The sequence below is a fragment of the Halomonas qaidamensis genome (assembly GCF_025917315.1).
In the GTDB taxonomy this organism is placed as follows: Bacteria; Pseudomonadota; Gammaproteobacteria; order Pseudomonadales; family Halomonadaceae; genus Vreelandella; species Vreelandella qaidamensis.
Map to the genome: position 1 here is coordinate 1,523,308 of NZ_CP080627.1, position 18,091 is coordinate 1,541,398.

An 18,091-nucleotide genomic window follows, 5' to 3' on the forward strand; every position below is an offset into this window, starting at 1 on the left:
AGAGCGCGCAAATCGCAAAAGGAGATATAAATGCGCTATAACCAAGTCAAAGACTTAGTTGAGTGGGCCGCAAGCTATCATGGCGATATGGCGCGTCAATATCGCGCTGCTGCGGACTCAAGTGACCATCAACGTCTTGCCATGGCATTAACGTATTTAGCCGATAGTGAGTTGCGAATGAAAACTGGACTCGAAGCGCTGTTTAATGATGGCTCTGACCATCGTGAAGTGCTGGAGATATGGTTTGATGATCCTAGCGACTTTCCCCAGCCTCCTGAGCTTGAGGCGCTCGCTGAACAAACAGTGGCAGATTCTATCGATGAACTGACTCACATAGCGATTAAGTCGCATCAAAAGCTACAGCATCTTTATGAGCATCGTGCGTCACGTGCCAAGATAGAGCCAGAAGCAGCCTTCTTTAATGCCTTGGCAGAAGGGCATAACGCCGAAGCGCGTAAGCTCGTGACGAGCATGCAAGAATTCGAGGATATCTAGCCAGTAATTTGAGGGATAACTAGGTTAGTTTTACAAGATAAGAGTGGCAAGATAGCCTGAGAACGATTAACAGCGGCGCGGTTGTCAACCTTGTCGTATGGGCAGGTTATTTGGCTTATTAAGGCACTGACATTTGGTGCTGGAATAAGGTATAACGACTGCTACAAACGCTTTGTTGGCTGTTGATGCTGGCCTATATAGAGATTGACAATGATGCCCGTAAACCGTCGCCGTTTTTTAGCATTGGCGCTGGGCTGGCCCGCTGTGGCTAGCGCAGCGACTTCTAGCACTGTAAATGATTACGAACCCACAGATCTAGTGGAGACGCTGCTTTCGCGCGCCAATATTCCGCGTCACAGCAATGAGCTTTGGGTGTTAATTGATGATAAAGAAGCTACGCTGAGTATCTATCGCGGTAATACGGTGGTTGAACATTATTCACCTATATCGCTTGGGCGTGGTGGCGCAAAAACGCAGCGAGTCCGTGGTGATAATGTGACTCCACTTGGCGAGTTTCGAATAAACCGATTTAATTACGAAAGTCAGTGGCATATTTTTATAGGTATCGATTATCCTACGCCACCGCATGCACGCATGGCGCTCGAAAAAGGCATTTATTCTCAAGCAGATTATGATGATTATTTTGATCACTATCGGCGTCACGGTGCTCCGCCGCAAAATACGGCATTAGGTGGCGCTATTGGTATACATGGTATTGGGGGTGGTGATCCAGATATTCATGGTCAATATCACTGGACCCAAGGCTGTGTTGCTGTCACCAATGAGCAGATTGAACAAGTTGCTTCGCTGGTAGGTGTTGGCACTCGCGTAGTGATCCGCTAGGCTGATGTGGTTAAAGGAAGTTCTAGGTTTTTAAATACGTGGCTATAGACAACCGCTGTGGTCTATTATAAAACAGCGTTTGACTTGCGTGTCTTGGACTTATGCCAAGCCACAAGTCGCTGTAAAGAACCTGCACCGCAGGTAGACAAAACTGGGCTAACACTTTAGCCTTAGGTTTGTCATACCCTTAATGTTGTACCCAAGGAAGACTCAAGGAGAACACTATGACTCTGAAGACTGCTCTGAAGATGACTGCCGCTGCCGCTTCTCTGGCAATCCTGGCTGGCTGTGCTTCTACCAGCGCTCTGGAAGAAGTTCGCATGACTGCTGAATCTGCACAGGCTGATGCCGCAGAAGCACGCAGCATGGCTTCACAAGCGATGAATACTGCAAACCAAGCTCAGCGCGATGCGCAAGCTGCGCTGCAGATGTCTGAGCAAAACCGTGAAGAAATGAACCGCATGTTCCAGCGCTCCATGCAGAAGTAATTCTGTTTGGGCCCTAAGCGTTAAACCTTAGGGTTGCTGTAGATGTAAAAAACCCCGCCTCGGCGGGGTTTTTTGCTCTTTGGATTTTTCTTCGATTAAGCTTCTTCCTCAGTTCGATTCGTTGTCGTAAGTTCAATTTCTTCTAATAAGCCATCAAGTTCTAACGTTTCTTCAGCAGGAGCCTGTTCTGGCGCTTGGGGGCCATAAAGCGCTACAAAGCGGCCATTTGGATTTTCCACTGCTAGCTTAACCTGAGCGTAATCCACTTCTGCTTGGTCTTCAGCGAGCTCGCTCACCCGCTCGATGGCATTAAGCAATGGCTCGAAATCGCCAACGTTTTCTTCAAGCTGAGGGTAAGACTGTACAAACAGTGTGCCGTCTGCTGCCCAGCCTGCTTTAAACGGTGCATCCATCAAGTTGACCTGAGTGCCACTAGGTAGGCGCTCATAGAGCGATTCGATATCTTCAGGGTACATACGAATACAGCCGCGGCTTACCCGCATGCCCACGCCTTCAGGGCGGTTAGTGCCATGAATCAGGTAACTAGGCATCGCCAGCAATATAGCGTGACGACCCAATGGGTTATTGGGGCCAGGGGGCACAATAGAGGGCGCTGGCTCGCCACGTGCTGCTGCTTCACGACGCATAGATGCTGGTGGTGCCCAGGCAGGATCTTTCACCTTTACTGTGGTGCGGGTGATACCAACAGGGGTGGCAAATTCTTCGCGGCCAACGCTGACAGGATAGGTTTCAACAATGCCTGGATTATCGGCTGGGTAATAGTAAAGTCGCAGTTCGGAAAGGTTGACGACTACGCCTTCACGAGGGGCGGGCGGCAAAATATAGCGTGCTGGTATAACAACTTCTGTTCCTTTTCCAGGCACCCACAAGCTGACGTCTGGATTCGCCATGCGGATTTCTTCATAGCCGATATTATGGCGCCGTGCGATGTCAATTAGTGTTTCTTCAGGGTTTTCTACGACGACGGTATAATTTTCTCCAATAATGTCACCCGTCTCAGGTAGACGAAAATGGCCGCGTGGTAGCTCCCTTTGTTCTGCAAGCTGGTCAGCGGTGGCTAATGCTTCTTCGGTAAGAGCTGCTGCCCCTTCCGTTGTGGTATTAGGCGGCTGTGCATAAATAGAGCTAGAAAGGCTTGCCGTCAGCAAGACTGCTAGACTAGTTGGGGCCCAAACGTTATATAACCTGCGAATATTCATGGTGGTTCCTAATCAATTTATGCGCTAATCACTGCGTAGTTGCATTGCTATTAGCGATATGTCATTAGCGATAGTAGGCGGGCCGGAGATGGAGCCATTGTATAAGTTTGCCCCAAGGTTCACGCCGCCGCTACTTTTTGGTTGAGTGTTGTTAGCAGCGCTTCGACCTTTTCAAAACGCTGTTCAATGGTTTCCATTGGAAATTCAAATCGTAACGTGTCTGAGCCATCCAAACGGTAATGTTGAGGCGATTTCTGGATAAGTGTCACTAGCGTTAATGGGTCGACCTGAGTGGCGCTATTGAAAATGACGCGGCCACGATTTTCACCGGCTTCAATGCGCGCAACGCCCAGTTGTTCAGCACGGTGGCGCAGCCTAGTTTGACGTATCAGGTTTTTTAAAGGTTGAGGAAGGAGACCAAAACGATCAATAAGCTCCACTTGTAGTTCTTTGAGTTCCGCATCGCTCTGAGTGTTGGCGATACGCTTATACATCACTAGGCGCTGTTGTACGTCATGAATATAGTCGTCTGGAATCAACGCTGGCAGATTGAGGCTAATCTCGACGCCGGTGTTGAAGGGGACGTCAATGTTAGGCGTTTTGCCCGCACGTATAGCCTTCACCGCGCGATCCAGCATTTCCATATAAAGCGTGTAGCCGATGGTTTCCATTTGGCCGCTCTGCTCGTCGCCTAGCAGCTCGCCAGCGCCGCGAATTTCCATGTCGTGACTTGCCAGGGTAAAACCAGCGCCCAGATCATCAGAAGCGCTAATCGCTTCAAGACGTTTAACGGCATCTCGTGTCATTGCCTTGGGGGGCGGTGTTAGTAGGTAAGCGTATGCTTGATGGTGGCTGCGGCCAACGCGTCCACGTAGCTGGTGTAGCTGGGCCAGACCGAACTTATCGGCGCGCTCAATCAGAATTGTGTTGGCGCTGGGTACGTCAATGCCGGTTTCTATAATAGTCGAGCATACAAGTACATTGAAGCGACGATGATAGAAGTCTGACATGACTCGCTCAAGGCTGCGTTCTGGTAACTGGCCGTGAGCGACGGCTACTCGCGCTTCTGGCACCAGATCGCGAATTTGTTCGGCGGCGTTTTCAATCGTTTTGACTTCATTATGCAAAAAATAGACTTGTCCGCCGCGTAGTATTTCGCGCAGTAGGGCCTCTTTAATGATGCTACTGTCTCGCTGTTGCACAAACGTCTTGACCGATAAGCGCCGTGCTGGCGGGGTGGCAATAATCGAAAGGTCTCGGATACCGCTCATGGCCATGTTAAGGGTGCGCGGAATCGGTGTCGCCGTTAGCGTCAAAATATCGATTTCGGCGCGTAGCGTTTTGAGTTTCTCTTTCTGGGCGACCCCAAAACGGTGTTCTTCATCGATAATTAAGAGCCCCATTTTGGGAAGCTCAACGCTTTTAGACAGCAGCTTATGGGTGCCAATTACAATGTCAGTCTGCCCATTCTTGATGCTTTCCAGGGTTTGCGTCGTTTCTTTGCCACTGGTGAAGCGTGAGATAAGACTAATGTTCACGGCGGTGTCAGCAAAACGGTCTCGGAAGTTTTCAAAATGCTGGCGAGCTAACAGGGTAGTGGGCACAAGCACTACCACTTGGCGACCGGTCTGGACGGCCAGAAATGCAGCGCGCATCGCGACTTCGGTCTTGCCAAAACCTACATCGCCACAAACAACGCGATCCATTGGTTGAGCAGAGACCATGTCGCTAATAACTGCTTCGATAGCGGCATGTTGGTCGGGGGTTTCTTCAAATGGGAAGCTGGCAGAGAAGCGGACATACTCCTCTCCAGGTGTATCATAAATAAACCCTTCCTGAGCCTCTCGCCGAGCGTAGATATCTAACAGCTCGGCGGCAGTGTCTCGGATTTTCTCAGCTGCTTTGCGGCGTGCTTTTTCCCATTGGTCAGAGCCTAGTCGGTGTAGCGGGGCGAGCTCGTCATCAGCGCCGCTATAGCGAGAAATAAGATGCAGGCTATCGACAGGTACATAAAGCTTGGCACCGTCGGCATATGAAAGGGCTAAGAATTCATTAGCCTGACCACCAGCTTCAAGGGTTTCCAGCCCCAAATAGCGGCCTACGCCATGTGCTTGGTGCACAACTGGGGCACCTTCTCTCAGCTCGGAAAGGTGCCGCACGGCCAATTCATTGTCGTCGGTGGCTTTTTCTCGTCGCCGGCTCTGGCGCACTACATCGCCAAATAGCTCAGTCTCGCTAATCACTGCGACATCAGGCTCGGTAAGCCACAAGCCACTACCTACCAAGCTTTCAGTTATAGCAATTCGATCAGTGCTGCTTAAAAAGTCTTGGAAGCTGTTGATATGAGGCAGCGTTAATTTAAGCGGCGCTAGTATTTCTTCTAACGCTTCTCTGCGCCCCCTTGATTCGGCAACAAACAGAACCCGCGTAGCGTGCTGTGTATTTAAAAAGGCGGCTAGTTCATTCAGCGGTTGCTTGGCGCGAGCGTTAATTGCAAGTGAGGGTAGTGCCTGGGCTTTCGGCGCCAGGGCATGACGCTGTGTATCGTCTTCGGTGAGTTCGATTCGTGGGCGTGCTTTAATCGCCGAAAAAACGTCATTCACGGGAATGAACGCGCGAAGAGGCGGTAAAAGAGGACGTGTTGGATCAACACCTAAATTTTCGTAGCGTGATTCAATCGAGCGCCAGTGCTGTTCAGCTGCTTCGAACACGCCGGGTAATAGTGCCACACGGGTGTCATCGGTGACGTGCTCAAATAAAGAAGCAGTTTCGTCGAAGAACAGCGGTAAATATTGCTCCAGACCTGGCGAGGGAATCGCTTTCAGCGCATCGTTATAGAGTGGGCACTGGCGCGGATCAACATCAAAAAGCGTTTCAAACTGTTCTCGAAAACAGGCAATAGCGCTGCGGCTTAATGAGTACTCATGCGCTGGTAGTAGCTCAATCACACCGACTTTGTTGGTGGATCGCTGATTACCGGGGTCAAAATGGCGTAGCGTATCGATTTCGTCATCAAACAAATCAATACGAATTGGCTCATCCATGCCCATGGCGAAAAGGTCAATGATGGCACCACGCATGGCGTATTCACCAGGCTCGTAGACCGTTTCTACAGCACGATAGCCTGCTCGGGAGAGCGACTCGCGAAATGCTTCCCGTTTTAGCTTTGCGCCTTCTTTCAACGTCATAACGCGCCCAGCTATATATGACACGGGGGGAAGCCGCTGCATTAATGTATTAATTGGCACCAGAACAATGCCGCGTACCCCATCCTGCAATAATCGTAGGGTGCGTAGGCGTGACGATATAATATCCTGATGCGGGGAGAAGCTGTCATAAGGCAGCGTTTCCCAGTCTGGGAAGGGCAAAACGGGCACATTACTGTAGAACGCCAGATCCTGTTCCAATCGTTGCGCGCTGGCAGTGTTGGGCGTAATGACCAATAATGGTGCGCTTAAGGCGACCTGGGCCAGTGCCAGGGCAGTTGCACTGCCCGGCGGCGCTGTTAGGTAAAGCGTGTCGCGTGTCCCTTTTGGCTGGGGCGGTTCGAGCAGAGAAAAAGAAGGCATAGTCACGGTATCGTTTTTGCGCTGAAACGGAAACTGGATCATACACGATCAGTACTTTCAGGCAGAGGCCTATGCAAAGCAAACACAGGTTACGGAAGCCTGCAAGGTACAGACGTGCAGGAGTCATGAGGTACACAAGCTACCTACTGTTTCGTGTCGTGTGTCGATACATTGTTGCAGCTTGTAGTCAATTCGTTTTTTCTGTAATACCCCTACATGGTGTGCGACTATCCATTCATTGCGACATGTAGGTAAGCCCAGGATAATGTTCTAAGAAATTTCTTTTCACTACCCAATGAGGCCGCACGTGAGTCAGCAAGCTCTCGAAAACGTTTTTCAGGAATGGCAAAGCAACGAAGCTCTGGCTGAGCAAATGATACCGTTGGTGGGTCAGTTGTATCGTCAGAACAATGTTGTCGCCACTATGTTTGGTCGTTCCTTGATTAAGCGGTCAGTCATTCGCATCCTCAAAGATCACCGTTTTGTGCGCAAAATTGAAGGGACCGAGTTATCTGTCGAAGATACGTTCCCCATTGTGAAAGCAATGAGTGAGATGAATCTTGGTCCTGCCCATGTTGACGTTGGCAAGTTAGCAGTTAATTTTAAGCGCCAAGGCGGTGGTGACCTTAGTGCTTTCCTGCGTAAAGAGCTTGCTGAGATTATTGATGGTTTTCAGCCGAACGGTAGCAAAGGCGAGCCTCAAGACGTCGTTCTTTACGGTTTTGGGCGTATTGGCCGCTTGCTTGCACGCGTGATGGTTGAAAAGGCGGGTGGTGGTAACTTGCTGCGTTTGCGGGCGATTGTTGTACGTGGCCGTGGTGATGTTGCTAAAGATCTTGAAAAGCGTGCCAGCTTGCTGCGCAGAGACTCGGTGCATGGTCCCTTTGATGGCACCATTTCAGTCGATGTTGAAGCGCGCACGTTGATCGTTAATGGTAACGTGATTCAGGTTATTTACGCCGACTCTCCCAGTGAGATTGATTACACCGCTTACGGCATCAATAACGCTGTTATCGTTGACAACACTGGTATTTGGCGTGATGAGGCGGGTCTGGGTCAGCACCTGGAATGCAAGGGCGCTAAGAAAGCATTGTTAACAGCGCCGGGCAAAGGCGATATTAAAAATATCGTATTTGGCATTAACCACGAAACAATTGGTGATAATGACCAAATTGTGTCGGCAGCCTCCTGTACCACCAACGCCATTGTGCCAGTGCTGAAAGCACTGAATGATGAGTATGGTGTGGTGACCGGCCACGTAGAGACAGTGCACGCCTATACTAACGATCAAAACCTTATCGATAATTACCACAAGGGTGATCGTCGTGGTCGTAGTGCAGCACTTAATATGGTACTGACCGAAACAGGTGCAGCAAAAGCCGTTGCAAAAGCGCTTCCCGAGCTTGAGGGTAAGCTAACGGGCAATGCCATTCGTGTGCCAACACCCAATGTATCTATGGCTATTTTGAATCTGACCTTGGAAAAGGGCACCGATGCTGCAGCGCTGAATGACTACCTGCGTCGCATGTCGATTGACTCTTCTTATCAGAAGCAAATTGACTTTGTAGATTCCGCTGAAGTTGTATCGTCTGATTTTGTTGGTAACCGCCATGCGGGTATCGTTGACGCTAAAGCTACTATTGCAAACGGTAATCATGCTGTTGTGTATGTGTGGTATGACAATGAATTTGGCTATAGCTGCCAGGTTATTCGTATCCTTCAGCATATGTCGAACGTAAAGTTTCTGAAGCTGCCCCATCAAACCGATTGATCACTAACTGCATGTAAGCAGCTGCTCTAGCGCTGTGGAGCATGAAGTAACGTAAAACGCCACCTTCAGGTGGCGTTTTTTGTGGCGAAAACAAATCTACTTAAAGCGTATATAGCACTTTCGGAGGCCGTCAGGGATGTGGTCATTGGCCGCGCTTATCTTTATAATACGAGAGATTTTTCGGGGTGGTTCAACTTTGCTTGAGCCGGACTGGTAACAATCTGAGCAGAAAATAAGAATTTCACTGAGCAGAAAATAAGCATTCGAACCCCTTACCTTCGTATATCCGATCCATCAACTGGGCGAGACTATGATCGAAGTCAAAAAAGGCCTGGATCTCCCCATCACGGGAGCGCCCGAGCAGCGTATTGAAGATGCGCGGCCTGTGCGCCACGTGGCAATCCTGGGCACCGACTACGTTGGCATGAAGCCAACGATGGAAGTTCAGGAAGGGGATAAGGTCAAACTAGGCCAATTGCTCTTCACCGATAAGAAAATTGATGGTGTACGCTTTACAGCGCCCGCCAGCGGTGAAGTAGTTGCTATTAACCGTGGCGAAAAGAGACGTTTGCTTTCTGTTGTTATTAAAGTCGATGAAAATGAAGAAGCGATGACATTTGCTTCCCATGATCGTGGCGCTTTAGAGCAGCTTGAACGTCAAACTGTTGTTGATCAACTGGTAGAGTCAGGTCTTTGGACTGCTTTGCGCACCCGGCCTTTTTCTCGCACGCCAGCCATCGACAGCACACCTACTGATATTTTTGTCACTGCCGTGGATACCCATCCGCTCAGTGCTGACCCTGCGGTAGTGATCAACGAAAACTCCCAAGCATTTGAAGACGGCCTCAAGGTGCTAACCCGCCTGACCGAGGGCAACGTTTTTCTGTGCACGGGTGCCAATGCGTCCCTTCCTGGTGGTGATGTTAGCGGCGTAAAAGCTGAAAGCTTTGCTGGCCCGCATCCTGCTGGTCTGGTGGGCACGCATATTCACTACCTTTCACCGGTAGCCCTGCATAAAAAAGTGTGGCACATCGGTTATCAAGATGTGATTGCCTTCGGCAAGCTGTTTATCGAAGGTAAGCTCGATATGAGCCGTATTATTGCCGTGGGTGGCCCGCGTGCTGAAAAGCCTCGTTTATTACGCACCCGTATAGGTGCTAGTACTGAGGAACTCTTAGCAGGTGAGATCATCAAACCTGAAGACACCCGCGTAATTTCAGGCTCTGTATTCTCTGGTGCTTCAGCAGAAGGGAATCTGACCTATCTGGGGCGTTTCCATAATCAAATTAGCTTGCTCGAAGAGGGCAACAAGCGCGCCTTTATGGGGTGGTTGTCTACAGGCGCTAATCGCCACTCTGTTATGGGCATCTATATCTCCAAGATTAAAGGCCTGAGTAACTACGCGCCGACAACGTCTACCAATGGTTCTGAACGTGCCATGGTACCGGTGGGTAATTACGAACGCGTCATGCCGTTGGACGTAATGCCAACACAGTTACTGCGTTCGCTGATTGTGGGCGACATTGAGGTTGCCATGCAGCTTGGGTGTCTTGAGCTGGACGAAGAGGATCTGGCACTGTGTACCTATGTTTGCCCCGGTAAATATGAGTACGGCCCTATCCTGCGTGACAATCTCACCATGATCGAGAAAGAGGCCTGATGATGGGTATTCGACAAACACTCGATAATCTCGAGCCGCACTTCCATAAAGGTGGTAAATACGAAAAGTTCTACCCGCTCTACGAAGCGGTAGATACTATTTTTTATTCGCCGCCTAGCGTCGCTAAAACCACTTCTCACGTGCGTGATGGTATTGACCTGAAGCGCATCATGATTACAGTGTGGATGTGTACTTTTCCTGCCATGTTCTTTGGTATGTGGAACGCGGGCTGGCAGGCAAATACCGCAATTGATGCAGGCTATGCATCCATGAGCGGTTGGCGCGAAGCGATTATGATGACCCTAGCGGGTGGGCATGATCCAAGCAGTCTGTGGGCCAACTTTGTACTGGGTGCGACTTACTTCTTACCTATTTACCTCGTTACGTTCGTGGTAGGTGGTTTTTGGGAAGTGATGTTCGCCATCAAGCGCGGTCATGAAGTTAACGAAGGCTTCTTCGTAACGTCTGTGCTTTTTGCTCTGATTCTACCGGCAACTATTCCGCTATGGCAGGTTGCTTTAGGTATCACCTTCGGCGTCGTCATAGGTAAAGAGATCTTTGGTGGTACAGGTAAAAACTTCCTGAACCCTGCTTTAACTGGTCGAGCATTTCTATACTTTGCCTATCCGGCGCAAATTTCCGGTGACGCAGTATGGGTAGCAGCCGATGGCTATACTGGTGCAACAGCACTTTCCATGGCCTTCCAGGACGGTATGACTGCGTTGACCAACACTTACAGCTGGTGGGATGCCTTCTTAGGCTTCATTCCTGGCTCAGTAGGTGAAGTATCAACGCTGGCAATCCTTATCGGTGCCGCAGTACTGCTTTGGACTAAGATCGCTAACTGGCGAATTATGCTGGGCGTTTTCTTGGGCATGGTTATTACCAGTACGCTGTTCAACTTAATTGGTTCTGACAGCAATCCCATGTTCGCAATGCCTTGGTATTGGCACCTAGTGATTGGCGGTTTCGCTTTCGGCATGGTGTTTATGGCAACGGACCCAGTGTCTGCGGCTATGACCAACCAAGGTCGCTTAGTGTTTGGTGCGCTAATTGGTGTGATGACCGTGCTAATTCGCGTAGTAAACCCGGCCTTCCCTGAAGGGATCATGTTAGCCATTTTGTTTGCCAACTTGTTTGCGCCGCTGATTGACCACATGTTCGTCCAGGCCAATATTAAACGCCGTCTCAAGCGGACTGGCGTACCGGCCGAGGAGACAGCCTAATGGCACAAGGTAACAACTCCATCAAGAAGATCCTGATCGTAGCGTTTTCGCTGTGTATCGTGTGCTCGGTGATCGTGTCGACGGCTGCTGTGGCGCTACGTCCTGCACAGCAGTTAAATCAGGAGCTGGACCGTAAAACCAACATTCTTAACGTGGCACGCCTTTATGAGCCTGGTATGGATGTTGAAGAAGCGTTCCGCACCCAGATCACTGCGCGTGTGGTAGAGCTTGATTCTGGTGAGTATACCGATCAGTTCGACCCAGATACCTTTGATGGCTTCGAAGCGTCTCGCGATCCGGCAACGGGTCGTACACTGTCTGGCGACCGTGATATCGCAGGTTTGTCTCGTGTTGAGAACTTTGCGACTGTCTACCTTGTTGGCGATGAAGAGAATCCAGACCAAATTGTTCTGCCTATCCGTGGGCAAGGACTTTGGGGACGCATGATGGGCTTCTTGGCTGTCGAAGGTGACGGTAATACCATTGTCAGTATCACCTACTATGACCACAGCGAAACACCGGGCCTTGGCGCTGAGGTGAATAATCCGCGCTGGCAAGCTCAGTGGGAAGGTAAGAAGATTTACGATGAAGAGGGCGACCTCTCACCGGAAATCCACCTGACCAAAGGCGGTGCAAGCAATGAGTACGAAGTTGATGCGCTATCTGGTGCAACGCTGACTAGTAACGGCGTGACTAACATGCTGCAGTTCTGGTTCAGCGAAGAAGGTTTCGGTCCTTATTTGGCGAAGTTCCGTAGTGGAACTGAGCCAGAAGACGCCGAAGATACCGACACCAACTTCGACGACGTTGAGGGGGCCTGATCATGGCGGATGCAAATGCAAAAAGCGTCTTAACGGCGCCGATCTTTAAGAATAATCCCATTGCGCTCCAGATTTTAGGGATTTGTTCTGCACTAGCGGTGACTACCAGCATGAGCGTCTCGCTGGTAATGGCGCTAGCGGTAATTTTTGTTACGGCCTTTTCGAACCTATTCGTATCGTTGATTCGGAACCATATTCCGTCTTCGATCCGTATCATTGTTCAAATGACCATCATTGCGTCACTAGTTATCGTGGTTGACCAGATCCTCAAAGCTTACGCTTATGAAATGTCTAAGCAGCTGTCGGTATTCGTGGGTCTGATCATTACCAACTGTATCGTAATGGGCCGTGCAGAAGGCTTTGCTATGTCCAATACCCCGGGCATGTCGTTCCTTGATGGTATTGGAAATGGCCTGGGTTACGGTTTCGTTTTAATGGTCGTTGGCTTCTTCCGTGAATTGCTAGGTGCTGGCAGCATCTTTGGTTTCACCGTCCTGCCTACCATTCAAAATGGTGGTTGGTATGTGCCTAACGGTATGATGCTGCTACCGCCTTCTGCCTTCTTTATTATCGGTTTGCTGATCTGGGTACTGCGTTCAGTCAATCCTGAGCAGGTAGAAGAGAACGAGTTCAAAATGAAGCACAACACCAAGCCGAAGGAGGCCGTGTAACATGGAACACTATCTAAGCCTTTTCGTTGCTTCGGTTTTTGTTGAGAACTTGGCACTGGCTTTCTTCTTAGGAATGTGTACGTTCCTGGCGGTTTCCAAGAAAGTTTCGGCTGCCTTTGGCCTTGGAATTGCTGTTATTGTCGTACTGACTATTTCAGTACCGGTCAATAACCTAGTGTTCAACTTGCTGCTGGCTGAAGGCGCATTGTCTTGGACCGGCGTAAGCGGTGCTGAAAATATCGATCTTTCATTCCTGGGGCTTCTGAGCTACATCGGCGTTATTGCCGCACTGGTTCAGATTCTGGAAATGTTCCTCGATAAATACGTTCCTGCGCTCTACAACGCACTGGGCGTCTTCCTACCGCTGATTACCGTTAACTGCGCCATCCTAGGTGGTGTTCTGTTCATGGTTGAGCGTAACTACAACTTTGGCGAATCCGTAATCTATGGTTTCGGTTCTGGTGTTGGCTGGGCGCTTGCTATTACAGCGCTGGCTGGTATCCGTGAGAAGCTGAAGTATAGCGACGTGCCTGGCGGTCTTCAGGGTCTTGGCATCACGTTTATTACCGTTGGCTTAATGTCGTTGGGCTTTATGTCCTTCTCAGGCATTCAGCTTTAATCGGAGCCGGTTTTCTCGGCAGCCCAGGCTGCCGAGGTACAGAAAACCTTCAGCAATAGGAAACCGACATGGTTGATACATCTGTCATCTTGCTCGGTGTTGTCATGTTCACGATCATCGTTATTAGTTTGACGGCGATCATTCTGGCAGCGCGCAGCAAGCTAGTGAGTAGCGGGGACGTGACGATTGAAGTCAACGGCGACCCCGAGCATACCCTGCAGACTCAGGCTGGTGGTAAGCTTCTTAACACCTTAGCTGCAAACGGAATCTTTCTTTCTTCTGCCTGTGGCGGTGGCGGCTCTTGTGCTCAGTGTAAGTGCCGAGTAGAAGAGGGCGGCGGCTCTATTTTGCCGACAGAAGAATCCCATTTCACTATGCGTGAGAAGAAAGAAGGCTGGCGTCTATCTTGTCAGGTTCCTGTAAAACAGGACATGAAAGTAGAAGTGCCTGAAGAAGTGTTTGGTGTGAAGAAGTGGGAAACTGAAGTAACTGCCAACCCCAATGTGGCTACCTTCATTAAAGAGCTGAACCTTAAGCTACCTGAAGGTGAAGAAGTTGCTTTCCGCGCAGGTGGTTATGTTCAGCTGGTAGCGCCGCCCTACGATATTAAATTCGCCGATTTTGACATCGAAGAAGAGTATCGTGGCGATTGGGAAAAATTTGATATGTTCAAAATTTCCCATAAGAACGACGAGGAAGTAATCCGCGCCTACTCAATGGCTAACTACCCGGATGAAAAAGGCCTCCTCAAGTTCAACATTCGTATCGCGACACCGCCTCCGGGTACTAACCACCCGCCGGGTCTTATGTCTACCTACGTCTTCAATCTGAAACCGGGTGACAAAGTGACCGTTATGGGTCCGTTTGGTGAGTTCTTCGCCAGAGACACTGATGCAGAAATGGTCTTCATCGGTGGTGGTGCAGGCATGGCGCCGATGCGTAGCCATATCTTTGACCAGCTCAAGCGCTTGAAGTCGTCGCGCAAGATCTCCTTCTGGTACGGTGCGCGTTCTTGGCGTGAAACCTTCTACAATGAAGAGTACGATCAGCTGGCTGAAGAGTTCCCGAACTTTGAGTGGCATCTGGCACTGTCAGACCCGCAGCCAGAGGATAACTGGGAAGGGCCGACCGGCTTCATCCACAATGTACTGTATGAAAACTACCTGAAGGATCATCCTGCTCCTGAAGATTGTGAGTACTACATGTGTGGGCCGCCGATGATGAACGCGTCTGTTATTAAGCTACTGCTGGATATGGGCGTAGAGCCGGAAAACATTCTGTTAGATGACTTCGGCGGTTAATACAGTATTGAAGTAAACTGCCTTCAGGCATAAGCGGGGCTGACCTTTTGGTCAGCCTCGTTTTTGTGAGCACTGGAAAAACGCTTTGCCGTCTGATCATTTTGGAGTGGCTGAGGTACAATAGATATTAAAATTCTACGGCACTTAACGACATGATCGTTGTCGGCAGGTGAACAGTTAATGCAATGCTGGGAGGTACGCATGACAATCTGGCTACTGGTATTTGGTTTTATGGCACTGGTAATGACAGCCATGGCTGTTGGGGTATTAATGGGTCGAAAGCCTATCGCTGGCTCCTGTGGCGGTTTAAATCAGCTGGGCTTAAAAGATGGCTGTGACATCTGTGGTGGTAAAGATGAGGTTTGCGAAGAAGAAAACCGTAAGCGTGGAAGTGTGCGCCGCCGTAGCGATGAAAGTCGTGGAGCTGACCTAGGTTATGACGCAACACGTCGTTAATCTGGCAACTTGCTTTTCAGACGCCCACTTGCTGTGGGTGTTTACGTAAATGCTCTTAAAGCGCTTTTACCGTAAGGAATAAGGAGATCCAAGTCGTATGGCTGTTCACAATTACGATGTCGTGGTGATAGGTACTGGTCCCGCTGGGGAAAGCGCTGCCATAAACGCCGCTAAGCATGGCAAGCGAGTGGCGATTATTGAAAAGCAGGCCCAGGTGGGTGGCAACTGTACGCACTGGGGTACTATCCCTTCAAAAGCGCTGCGCCATCAGGTCAAACAGATCATGGCGTTCAATACCAACCGCATGTTCCGCGATATCGGTGAACCCCGCTGGTTTTCTTTTCCCAAAGTGATGGAACGTTCGCGTGGCACCATCGATAAACAAGTTGAAATGCGCACGACATTTTACGCGCGCAACCGTATTGATCTGTTTCATGGTATGGCTCGTTTTAAAGATGACCATACCGTGGTGGTGCGAGATCGACAGGAAGGTGTGGAAGAGCTGATTGCTAAAAAAATTGTTATTTCTACCGGCTCTCGGCCTTATCGTCCGGCGGATATTAACTTTCGTCATCCGCGTATTTACTGCTCTGATACGATTCTCAGCCTTTCCCATACACCGCGGACACTGGTGATCTTTGGTGCGGGTGTTATCGGTTGTGAGTACGCCTCTATCTTTTCGGGCCTAGGCGTTAAGGTTGATTTAATCAACAACCGCGATAGCCTCCTTTCATTTTTGGATGATGAAATCAGTGATGCGCTTTCCTATCATCTGCGCAAACACGGTGTCTTGATTCGTCACAACGAAGACTATAAAAGTGTCGAAGGCGACGAAGCTGGCGTAACCGTAAACCTGAAGTCGGGCAAGAAAATCCGCGCCGATGCGTTTCTCTGGGCGAATGGCCGTACCGGTAATACGGATAGTCTTGGGCTTGAGAATATCGGCTTAGAGGCAAACGGCCGAGGCCAGCTTAGCGTTGATGAGCACTACCGCACCACGATTCCGCATATTTACGCTGCAGGCGATGTGATTGGTTGGCCGAGTCTCGCCAGTGCTGCCTACGACCAGGGGTTAAACTCCTGTAACGAGCTACTAGAAAAAGAGTATCGTTTCGTTAGCGATGTGCCCACCGGGATTTACACCATTCCCGAAATCAGCTCTTTTGGCCCCAACGAGCGTGAGCTAACCGAAGCCAAAGTGCCCTACGAAGTGGGTAAAGCCTTCTTTAAAGATACTGCTCGTGCGCAAATTACCGGCGATACAGTGGGAATGCTGAAAATTTTGTTCCATCAAGATACGCTGGAGATTTTGGGTATCCATTGCTTTGGTGACCAGGCGTCGGAAATTCTACACATTGGGCAGGCAATTATGCAGCAGGAAGGTGAGGCGAATACTGTGAAGTACTTCATTAACACCACCTTCAATTATCCTACAATGGCAGAAGCATATCGGGTAGCAGCACAAAATGGCTTAAACCGAATGTTTTAAAATGTTCGAAGTAGGGGGTATTCCCCCCTATGTTCACCATCTATTTACCAATTATCCAGCAATTGCTGAGCGCGGGGCTGCCAGTCTCCGTCTAAAGCGGCAGCGCGAATAAGTGCTTCGCGGGCAGTGTCCGTTTGCCCTTGTTGTAGCTTTAAAATTGCAAAATTAAGCCATGCAGCCCCCATGGAGGGATCAAGCTGTGTGGCTGATGCGAAGGCTTCCATTGCTGCTTTAGGTTGTTGATCGGCGTATAGCGCATTACCGAGCGCAAATTGACCCAGCGGTTGGGCAGGGAAGCGTTCTACAAAGGCTTGCCAACTGGAAAGCGTTGCTACAGGCCCATGCTGCTCCTCATAAGCGCTAATGGCTTCCAGTGCATTGCGGGCGGTCACGCCTTCGGGCAGGCTGTCAGGTTCGCTAACCACAAAACCCCAGCGTTCACTGCGTGCCCAAGTAGCATCAAAGCGGCTAAACGACATTGTATGCCGTTCGATTTCACCACTGCGTAAGATCAGCGTTTCATTAGGCAAATCAAAACCGATGGCCACCGCGTAGTGCCACATTGGGAAGGCTGGTAATGATAAGTTTTGCATTACTACTACTGGGTCGCCTGTTTCCAGGTGGCCAAGCAGCGCGTCCATAGTGGGGCGAATTGGAATTGCCAGCTGCTGATAACGGCGTACGGTGGCTAGCATTTCAGGTTGAACGCTACCATCTCGGCCAGGCAAAAACACCTGTGGGATTAACTGCTCAAGCCCTGCACTTACCCCCTGGTGATTAAGCACCATTGCCAGTGTTGCTGGGCCACATTGATACTCCGTTTGGGCGTAAAACGGTACTTCGGTGAGCTCAGTTTGCGGTGTAAGGCTAGCTTTAGTGCTTTCTAGTAGCACTGGGCTGCGGGCGCAGCCGCTAAGCAGAGTGGTCAGCAGTAAAGCCAGCAGTAAAACGCCCGCAAAGCGGGCGTTTAAAAGGTGTTTTATCATGGAAGACAAATCAGCGAGTGAATGGGTAAACATCGGTCAGGCCGAGAATGTCAGTCACTAGTAGGATCACAAATACTGCAAACAGAGCGCCAATCACGCCGGCGCCGGCGGGCAGCTGTTCAAGCTGTTCGGCCATTTGCTTCGCTTCGGCGTCGCTCAGCGCAGCAACGCGAGCTTCAACGTCATCTAAATTAACACCTTGCTTTAGCAGCTGTTCTTGCACGTCTGCACGGGAAAGAATGTCATTGATGCGCTCGCGATCAGCACCAGCACGGTCACCTGCTAAAACAGATTGCGTAGAGACTAAGTTTGTAGAGGCTAAGTTTGTGGAAGCAGTGTCCATACCCTGTGGGGCTGTAGGAGCAGCAGCAACAGGTAGGCTGGTAATGACTAACGCAGCGATCAGTAAACTTGAGAGGTAAGCACGCACTTTTTTCATTGTCTTCATCCTTAGACGTATCGGGGAGCAAGTTAAT

16 protein-coding genes are annotated in these 18,091 nt (G+C 50.0%); 12 read left to right on the forward strand and 4 right to left on the reverse strand.

The window, feature by feature from the left end:
* Window positions 1-30: 30 nt before the first annotated feature.
* From K1Y77_RS07080 to K1Y77_RS07090, 3 genes are all read left to right on the forward strand, one after another.
* Window positions 31-495 carry a hypothetical protein gene (locus tag K1Y77_RS07080; RefSeq protein ID WP_030069267.1) on the forward strand — a complete coding sequence of 155 codons (465 nt, stop codon included), beginning with the start codon at window positions 31-33 and terminating at the stop codon, window positions 493-495.
* A gap of 210 nt (window positions 496-705) precedes the next feature.
* Window positions 706-1,338 carry a L,D-transpeptidase family protein gene (locus K1Y77_RS07085; RefSeq protein ID WP_264431070.1) on the forward strand — a complete coding sequence of 211 codons (633 nt, stop codon included), beginning with the start codon at window positions 706-708 and terminating at the stop codon, window positions 1,336-1,338.
* 224 nt (window positions 1,339-1,562) lie between these two features.
* Window positions 1,563-1,826: an Lpp/OprI family alanine-zipper lipoprotein gene (locus K1Y77_RS07090; protein ID WP_030069272.1), complete on the forward strand. Its 264-nt coding sequence runs from the start codon at window positions 1,563-1,565 to the stop codon at window positions 1,824-1,826.
* Window positions 1,827-1,921: 95 nt separating this feature from the next.
* Here K1Y77_RS07090 and K1Y77_RS07095 read toward each other — a convergent pair whose 3' ends face one another.
* Both K1Y77_RS07095 and mfd read right to left on the reverse strand, forming a co-directional pair.
* Entirely contained in the window at window positions 1,922-3,046 is a 1,125-nt protein-coding gene (locus K1Y77_RS07095) for a L,D-transpeptidase family protein (protein ID WP_264018366.1), read from the reverse strand.
* A 119-nt stretch (window positions 3,047-3,165) separates the two neighbouring features.
* The gene (mfd, locus tag K1Y77_RS07100; protein WP_264431439.1) at window positions 3,166-6,615 is read right to left on the reverse strand and encodes a transcription-repair coupling factor; all 3,450 of its coding nucleotides are present in this window, start codon (window positions 6,613-6,615) and stop codon (window positions 3,166-3,168) included.
* A gap of 307 nt (window positions 6,616-6,922) precedes the next feature.
* Here mfd and K1Y77_RS07105 point away from each other — a divergent pair, with 307 nt between their 5' ends.
* The 9 genes from K1Y77_RS07105 to sthA all read left to right on the forward strand — a co-directional run bounded on the left by K1Y77_RS07105 (window position 6,923) and on the right by sthA (window position 16,629).
* Window positions 6,923-8,386, forward strand: a complete 1,464-nt coding sequence (locus tag K1Y77_RS07105; protein ID WP_264431074.1) for a glyceraldehyde-3-phosphate dehydrogenase — start codon at window positions 6,923-6,925, stop codon at window positions 8,384-8,386.
* Window positions 8,387-8,696: 310 nt separating this feature from the next.
* Entirely contained in the window at window positions 8,697-10,046 is a 1,350-nt protein-coding gene (locus tag K1Y77_RS07110) for a Na(+)-translocating NADH-quinone reductase subunit A (RefSeq protein ID WP_030069280.1), read from the forward strand.
* Window positions 10,046-11,272 carry an NADH:ubiquinone reductase (Na(+)-transporting) subunit B gene (locus tag K1Y77_RS07115; protein ID WP_030069284.1) on the forward strand — a complete coding sequence of 409 codons (1,227 nt, stop codon included), beginning with the start codon at window positions 10,046-10,048 and terminating at the stop codon, window positions 11,270-11,272. Before K1Y77_RS07110 ends, K1Y77_RS07115 begins: the two co-directional genes overlap by 1 nt.
* Window positions 11,272-12,093, forward strand: a complete 822-nt coding sequence (locus K1Y77_RS07120) for a Na(+)-translocating NADH-quinone reductase subunit C (RefSeq protein WP_030069286.1) — start codon at window positions 11,272-11,274, stop codon at window positions 12,091-12,093. Before K1Y77_RS07115 ends, K1Y77_RS07120 begins: the two co-directional genes overlap by 1 nt.
* A 2-nt stretch (window positions 12,094-12,095) precedes the next feature.
* Window positions 12,096-12,764, forward strand: coding sequence for an NADH:ubiquinone reductase (Na(+)-transporting) subunit D (locus K1Y77_RS07125; protein WP_030069287.1), 669 nt, complete (start codon window positions 12,096-12,098; stop codon window positions 12,762-12,764).
* Between the two features lies 1 nt (window position 12,765).
* Window positions 12,766-13,383, forward strand: a complete 618-nt coding sequence (gene nqrE, locus K1Y77_RS07130; RefSeq protein WP_030069289.1) for an NADH:ubiquinone reductase (Na(+)-transporting) subunit E — start codon at window positions 12,766-12,768, stop codon at window positions 13,381-13,383.
* Window positions 13,384-13,451: 68 nt separating this feature from the next.
* Window positions 13,452-14,684: an NADH:ubiquinone reductase (Na(+)-transporting) subunit F gene (gene nqrF, locus K1Y77_RS07135; RefSeq protein WP_030069291.1), complete on the forward strand. Its 1,233-nt coding sequence runs from the start codon at window positions 13,452-13,454 to the stop codon at window positions 14,682-14,684.
* 201 nt (window positions 14,685-14,885) lie between these two features.
* Window positions 14,886-15,140: a (Na+)-NQR maturation NqrM gene (nqrM, locus tag K1Y77_RS07140; RefSeq protein WP_264431078.1), complete on the forward strand. Its 255-nt coding sequence runs from the start codon at window positions 14,886-14,888 to the stop codon at window positions 15,138-15,140.
* A gap of 97 nt (window positions 15,141-15,237) precedes the next feature.
* Window positions 15,238-16,629, forward strand: a complete 1,392-nt coding sequence (gene sthA, locus K1Y77_RS07145) for a Si-specific NAD(P)(+) transhydrogenase (protein ID WP_030069294.1) — start codon at window positions 15,238-15,240, stop codon at window positions 16,627-16,629.
* Between the two features lie 44 nt (window positions 16,630-16,673).
* On the opposite strand, the gene K1Y77_RS07150 is transcribed toward sthA, so the two are convergent.
* Both K1Y77_RS07150 and K1Y77_RS07155 read right to left on the reverse strand, forming a co-directional pair.
* Complete coding sequence (locus tag K1Y77_RS07150; RefSeq protein WP_264431081.1) at window positions 16,674-17,615, reverse strand: PA2778 family cysteine peptidase; 942 nt, start codon at window positions 17,613-17,615, stop codon at window positions 16,674-16,676.
* A 10-nt stretch (window positions 17,616-17,625) separates the two neighbouring features.
* Window positions 17,626-18,054, reverse strand: coding sequence for a PA2779 family protein (locus K1Y77_RS07155; protein WP_264431082.1), 429 nt, complete (start codon window positions 18,052-18,054; stop codon window positions 17,626-17,628).
* Between the last annotated feature and the right edge of the window lie 37 nt (window positions 18,055-18,091).

What these genes read in the sequence shown, in the direction of transcription:
- K1Y77_RS07125 (WP_030069287.1), top strand. Translation starts at nt 12,096, where the DNA reads ATGGCGGATGCAAATGCAAAAAGCGTCTTAACGGCGCCGATCTTTAAG.
- K1Y77_RS07090 (WP_030069272.1), top strand. Translation starts at nt 1,563, where the DNA reads ATGACTCTGAAGACTGCTCTGAAGATGACTGCCGCTGCCGCTTCTCTG.
- K1Y77_RS07085 (WP_264431070.1), top strand. Translation starts at nt 706, where the DNA reads ATGATGCCCGTAAACCGTCGCCGTTTTTTAGCATTGGCGCTGGGCTGG.
- K1Y77_RS07095 (WP_264018366.1), bottom strand. Translation starts at nt 3,046, where the DNA reads ATGAATATTCGCAGGTTATATAACGTTTGGGCCCCAACTAGTCTAGCA.
- nqrE (WP_030069289.1), top strand. Translation starts at nt 12,766, where the DNA reads ATGGAACACTATCTAAGCCTTTTCGTTGCTTCGGTTTTTGTTGAGAAC.
- K1Y77_RS07115 (WP_030069284.1), top strand. Translation starts at nt 10,046, where the DNA reads ATGATGGGTATTCGACAAACACTCGATAATCTCGAGCCGCACTTCCAT.
- nqrM (WP_264431078.1), top strand. Translation starts at nt 14,886, where the DNA reads ATGACAATCTGGCTACTGGTATTTGGTTTTATGGCACTGGTAATGACA.
- K1Y77_RS07110 (WP_030069280.1), top strand. Translation starts at nt 8,697, where the DNA reads ATGATCGAAGTCAAAAAAGGCCTGGATCTCCCCATCACGGGAGCGCCC.
- sthA (WP_030069294.1), top strand. Translation starts at nt 15,238, where the DNA reads ATGGCTGTTCACAATTACGATGTCGTGGTGATAGGTACTGGTCCCGCT.
- K1Y77_RS07150 (WP_264431081.1), bottom strand. Translation starts at nt 17,615, where the DNA reads ATGATAAAACACCTTTTAAACGCCCGCTTTGCGGGCGTTTTACTGCTG.
- nqrF (WP_030069291.1), top strand. Translation starts at nt 13,452, where the DNA reads ATGGTTGATACATCTGTCATCTTGCTCGGTGTTGTCATGTTCACGATC.
- mfd (WP_264431439.1), bottom strand. Translation starts at nt 6,615, where the DNA reads ATGCCTTCTTTTTCTCTGCTCGAACCGCCCCAGCCAAAAGGGACACGC.
- K1Y77_RS07155 (WP_264431082.1), bottom strand. Translation starts at nt 18,054, where the DNA reads ATGAAAAAAGTGCGTGCTTACCTCTCAAGTTTACTGATCGCTGCGTTA.
- K1Y77_RS07080 (WP_030069267.1), top strand. Translation starts at nt 31, where the DNA reads ATGCGCTATAACCAAGTCAAAGACTTAGTTGAGTGGGCCGCAAGCTAT.
- K1Y77_RS07120 (WP_030069286.1), top strand. Translation starts at nt 11,272, where the DNA reads ATGGCACAAGGTAACAACTCCATCAAGAAGATCCTGATCGTAGCGTTT.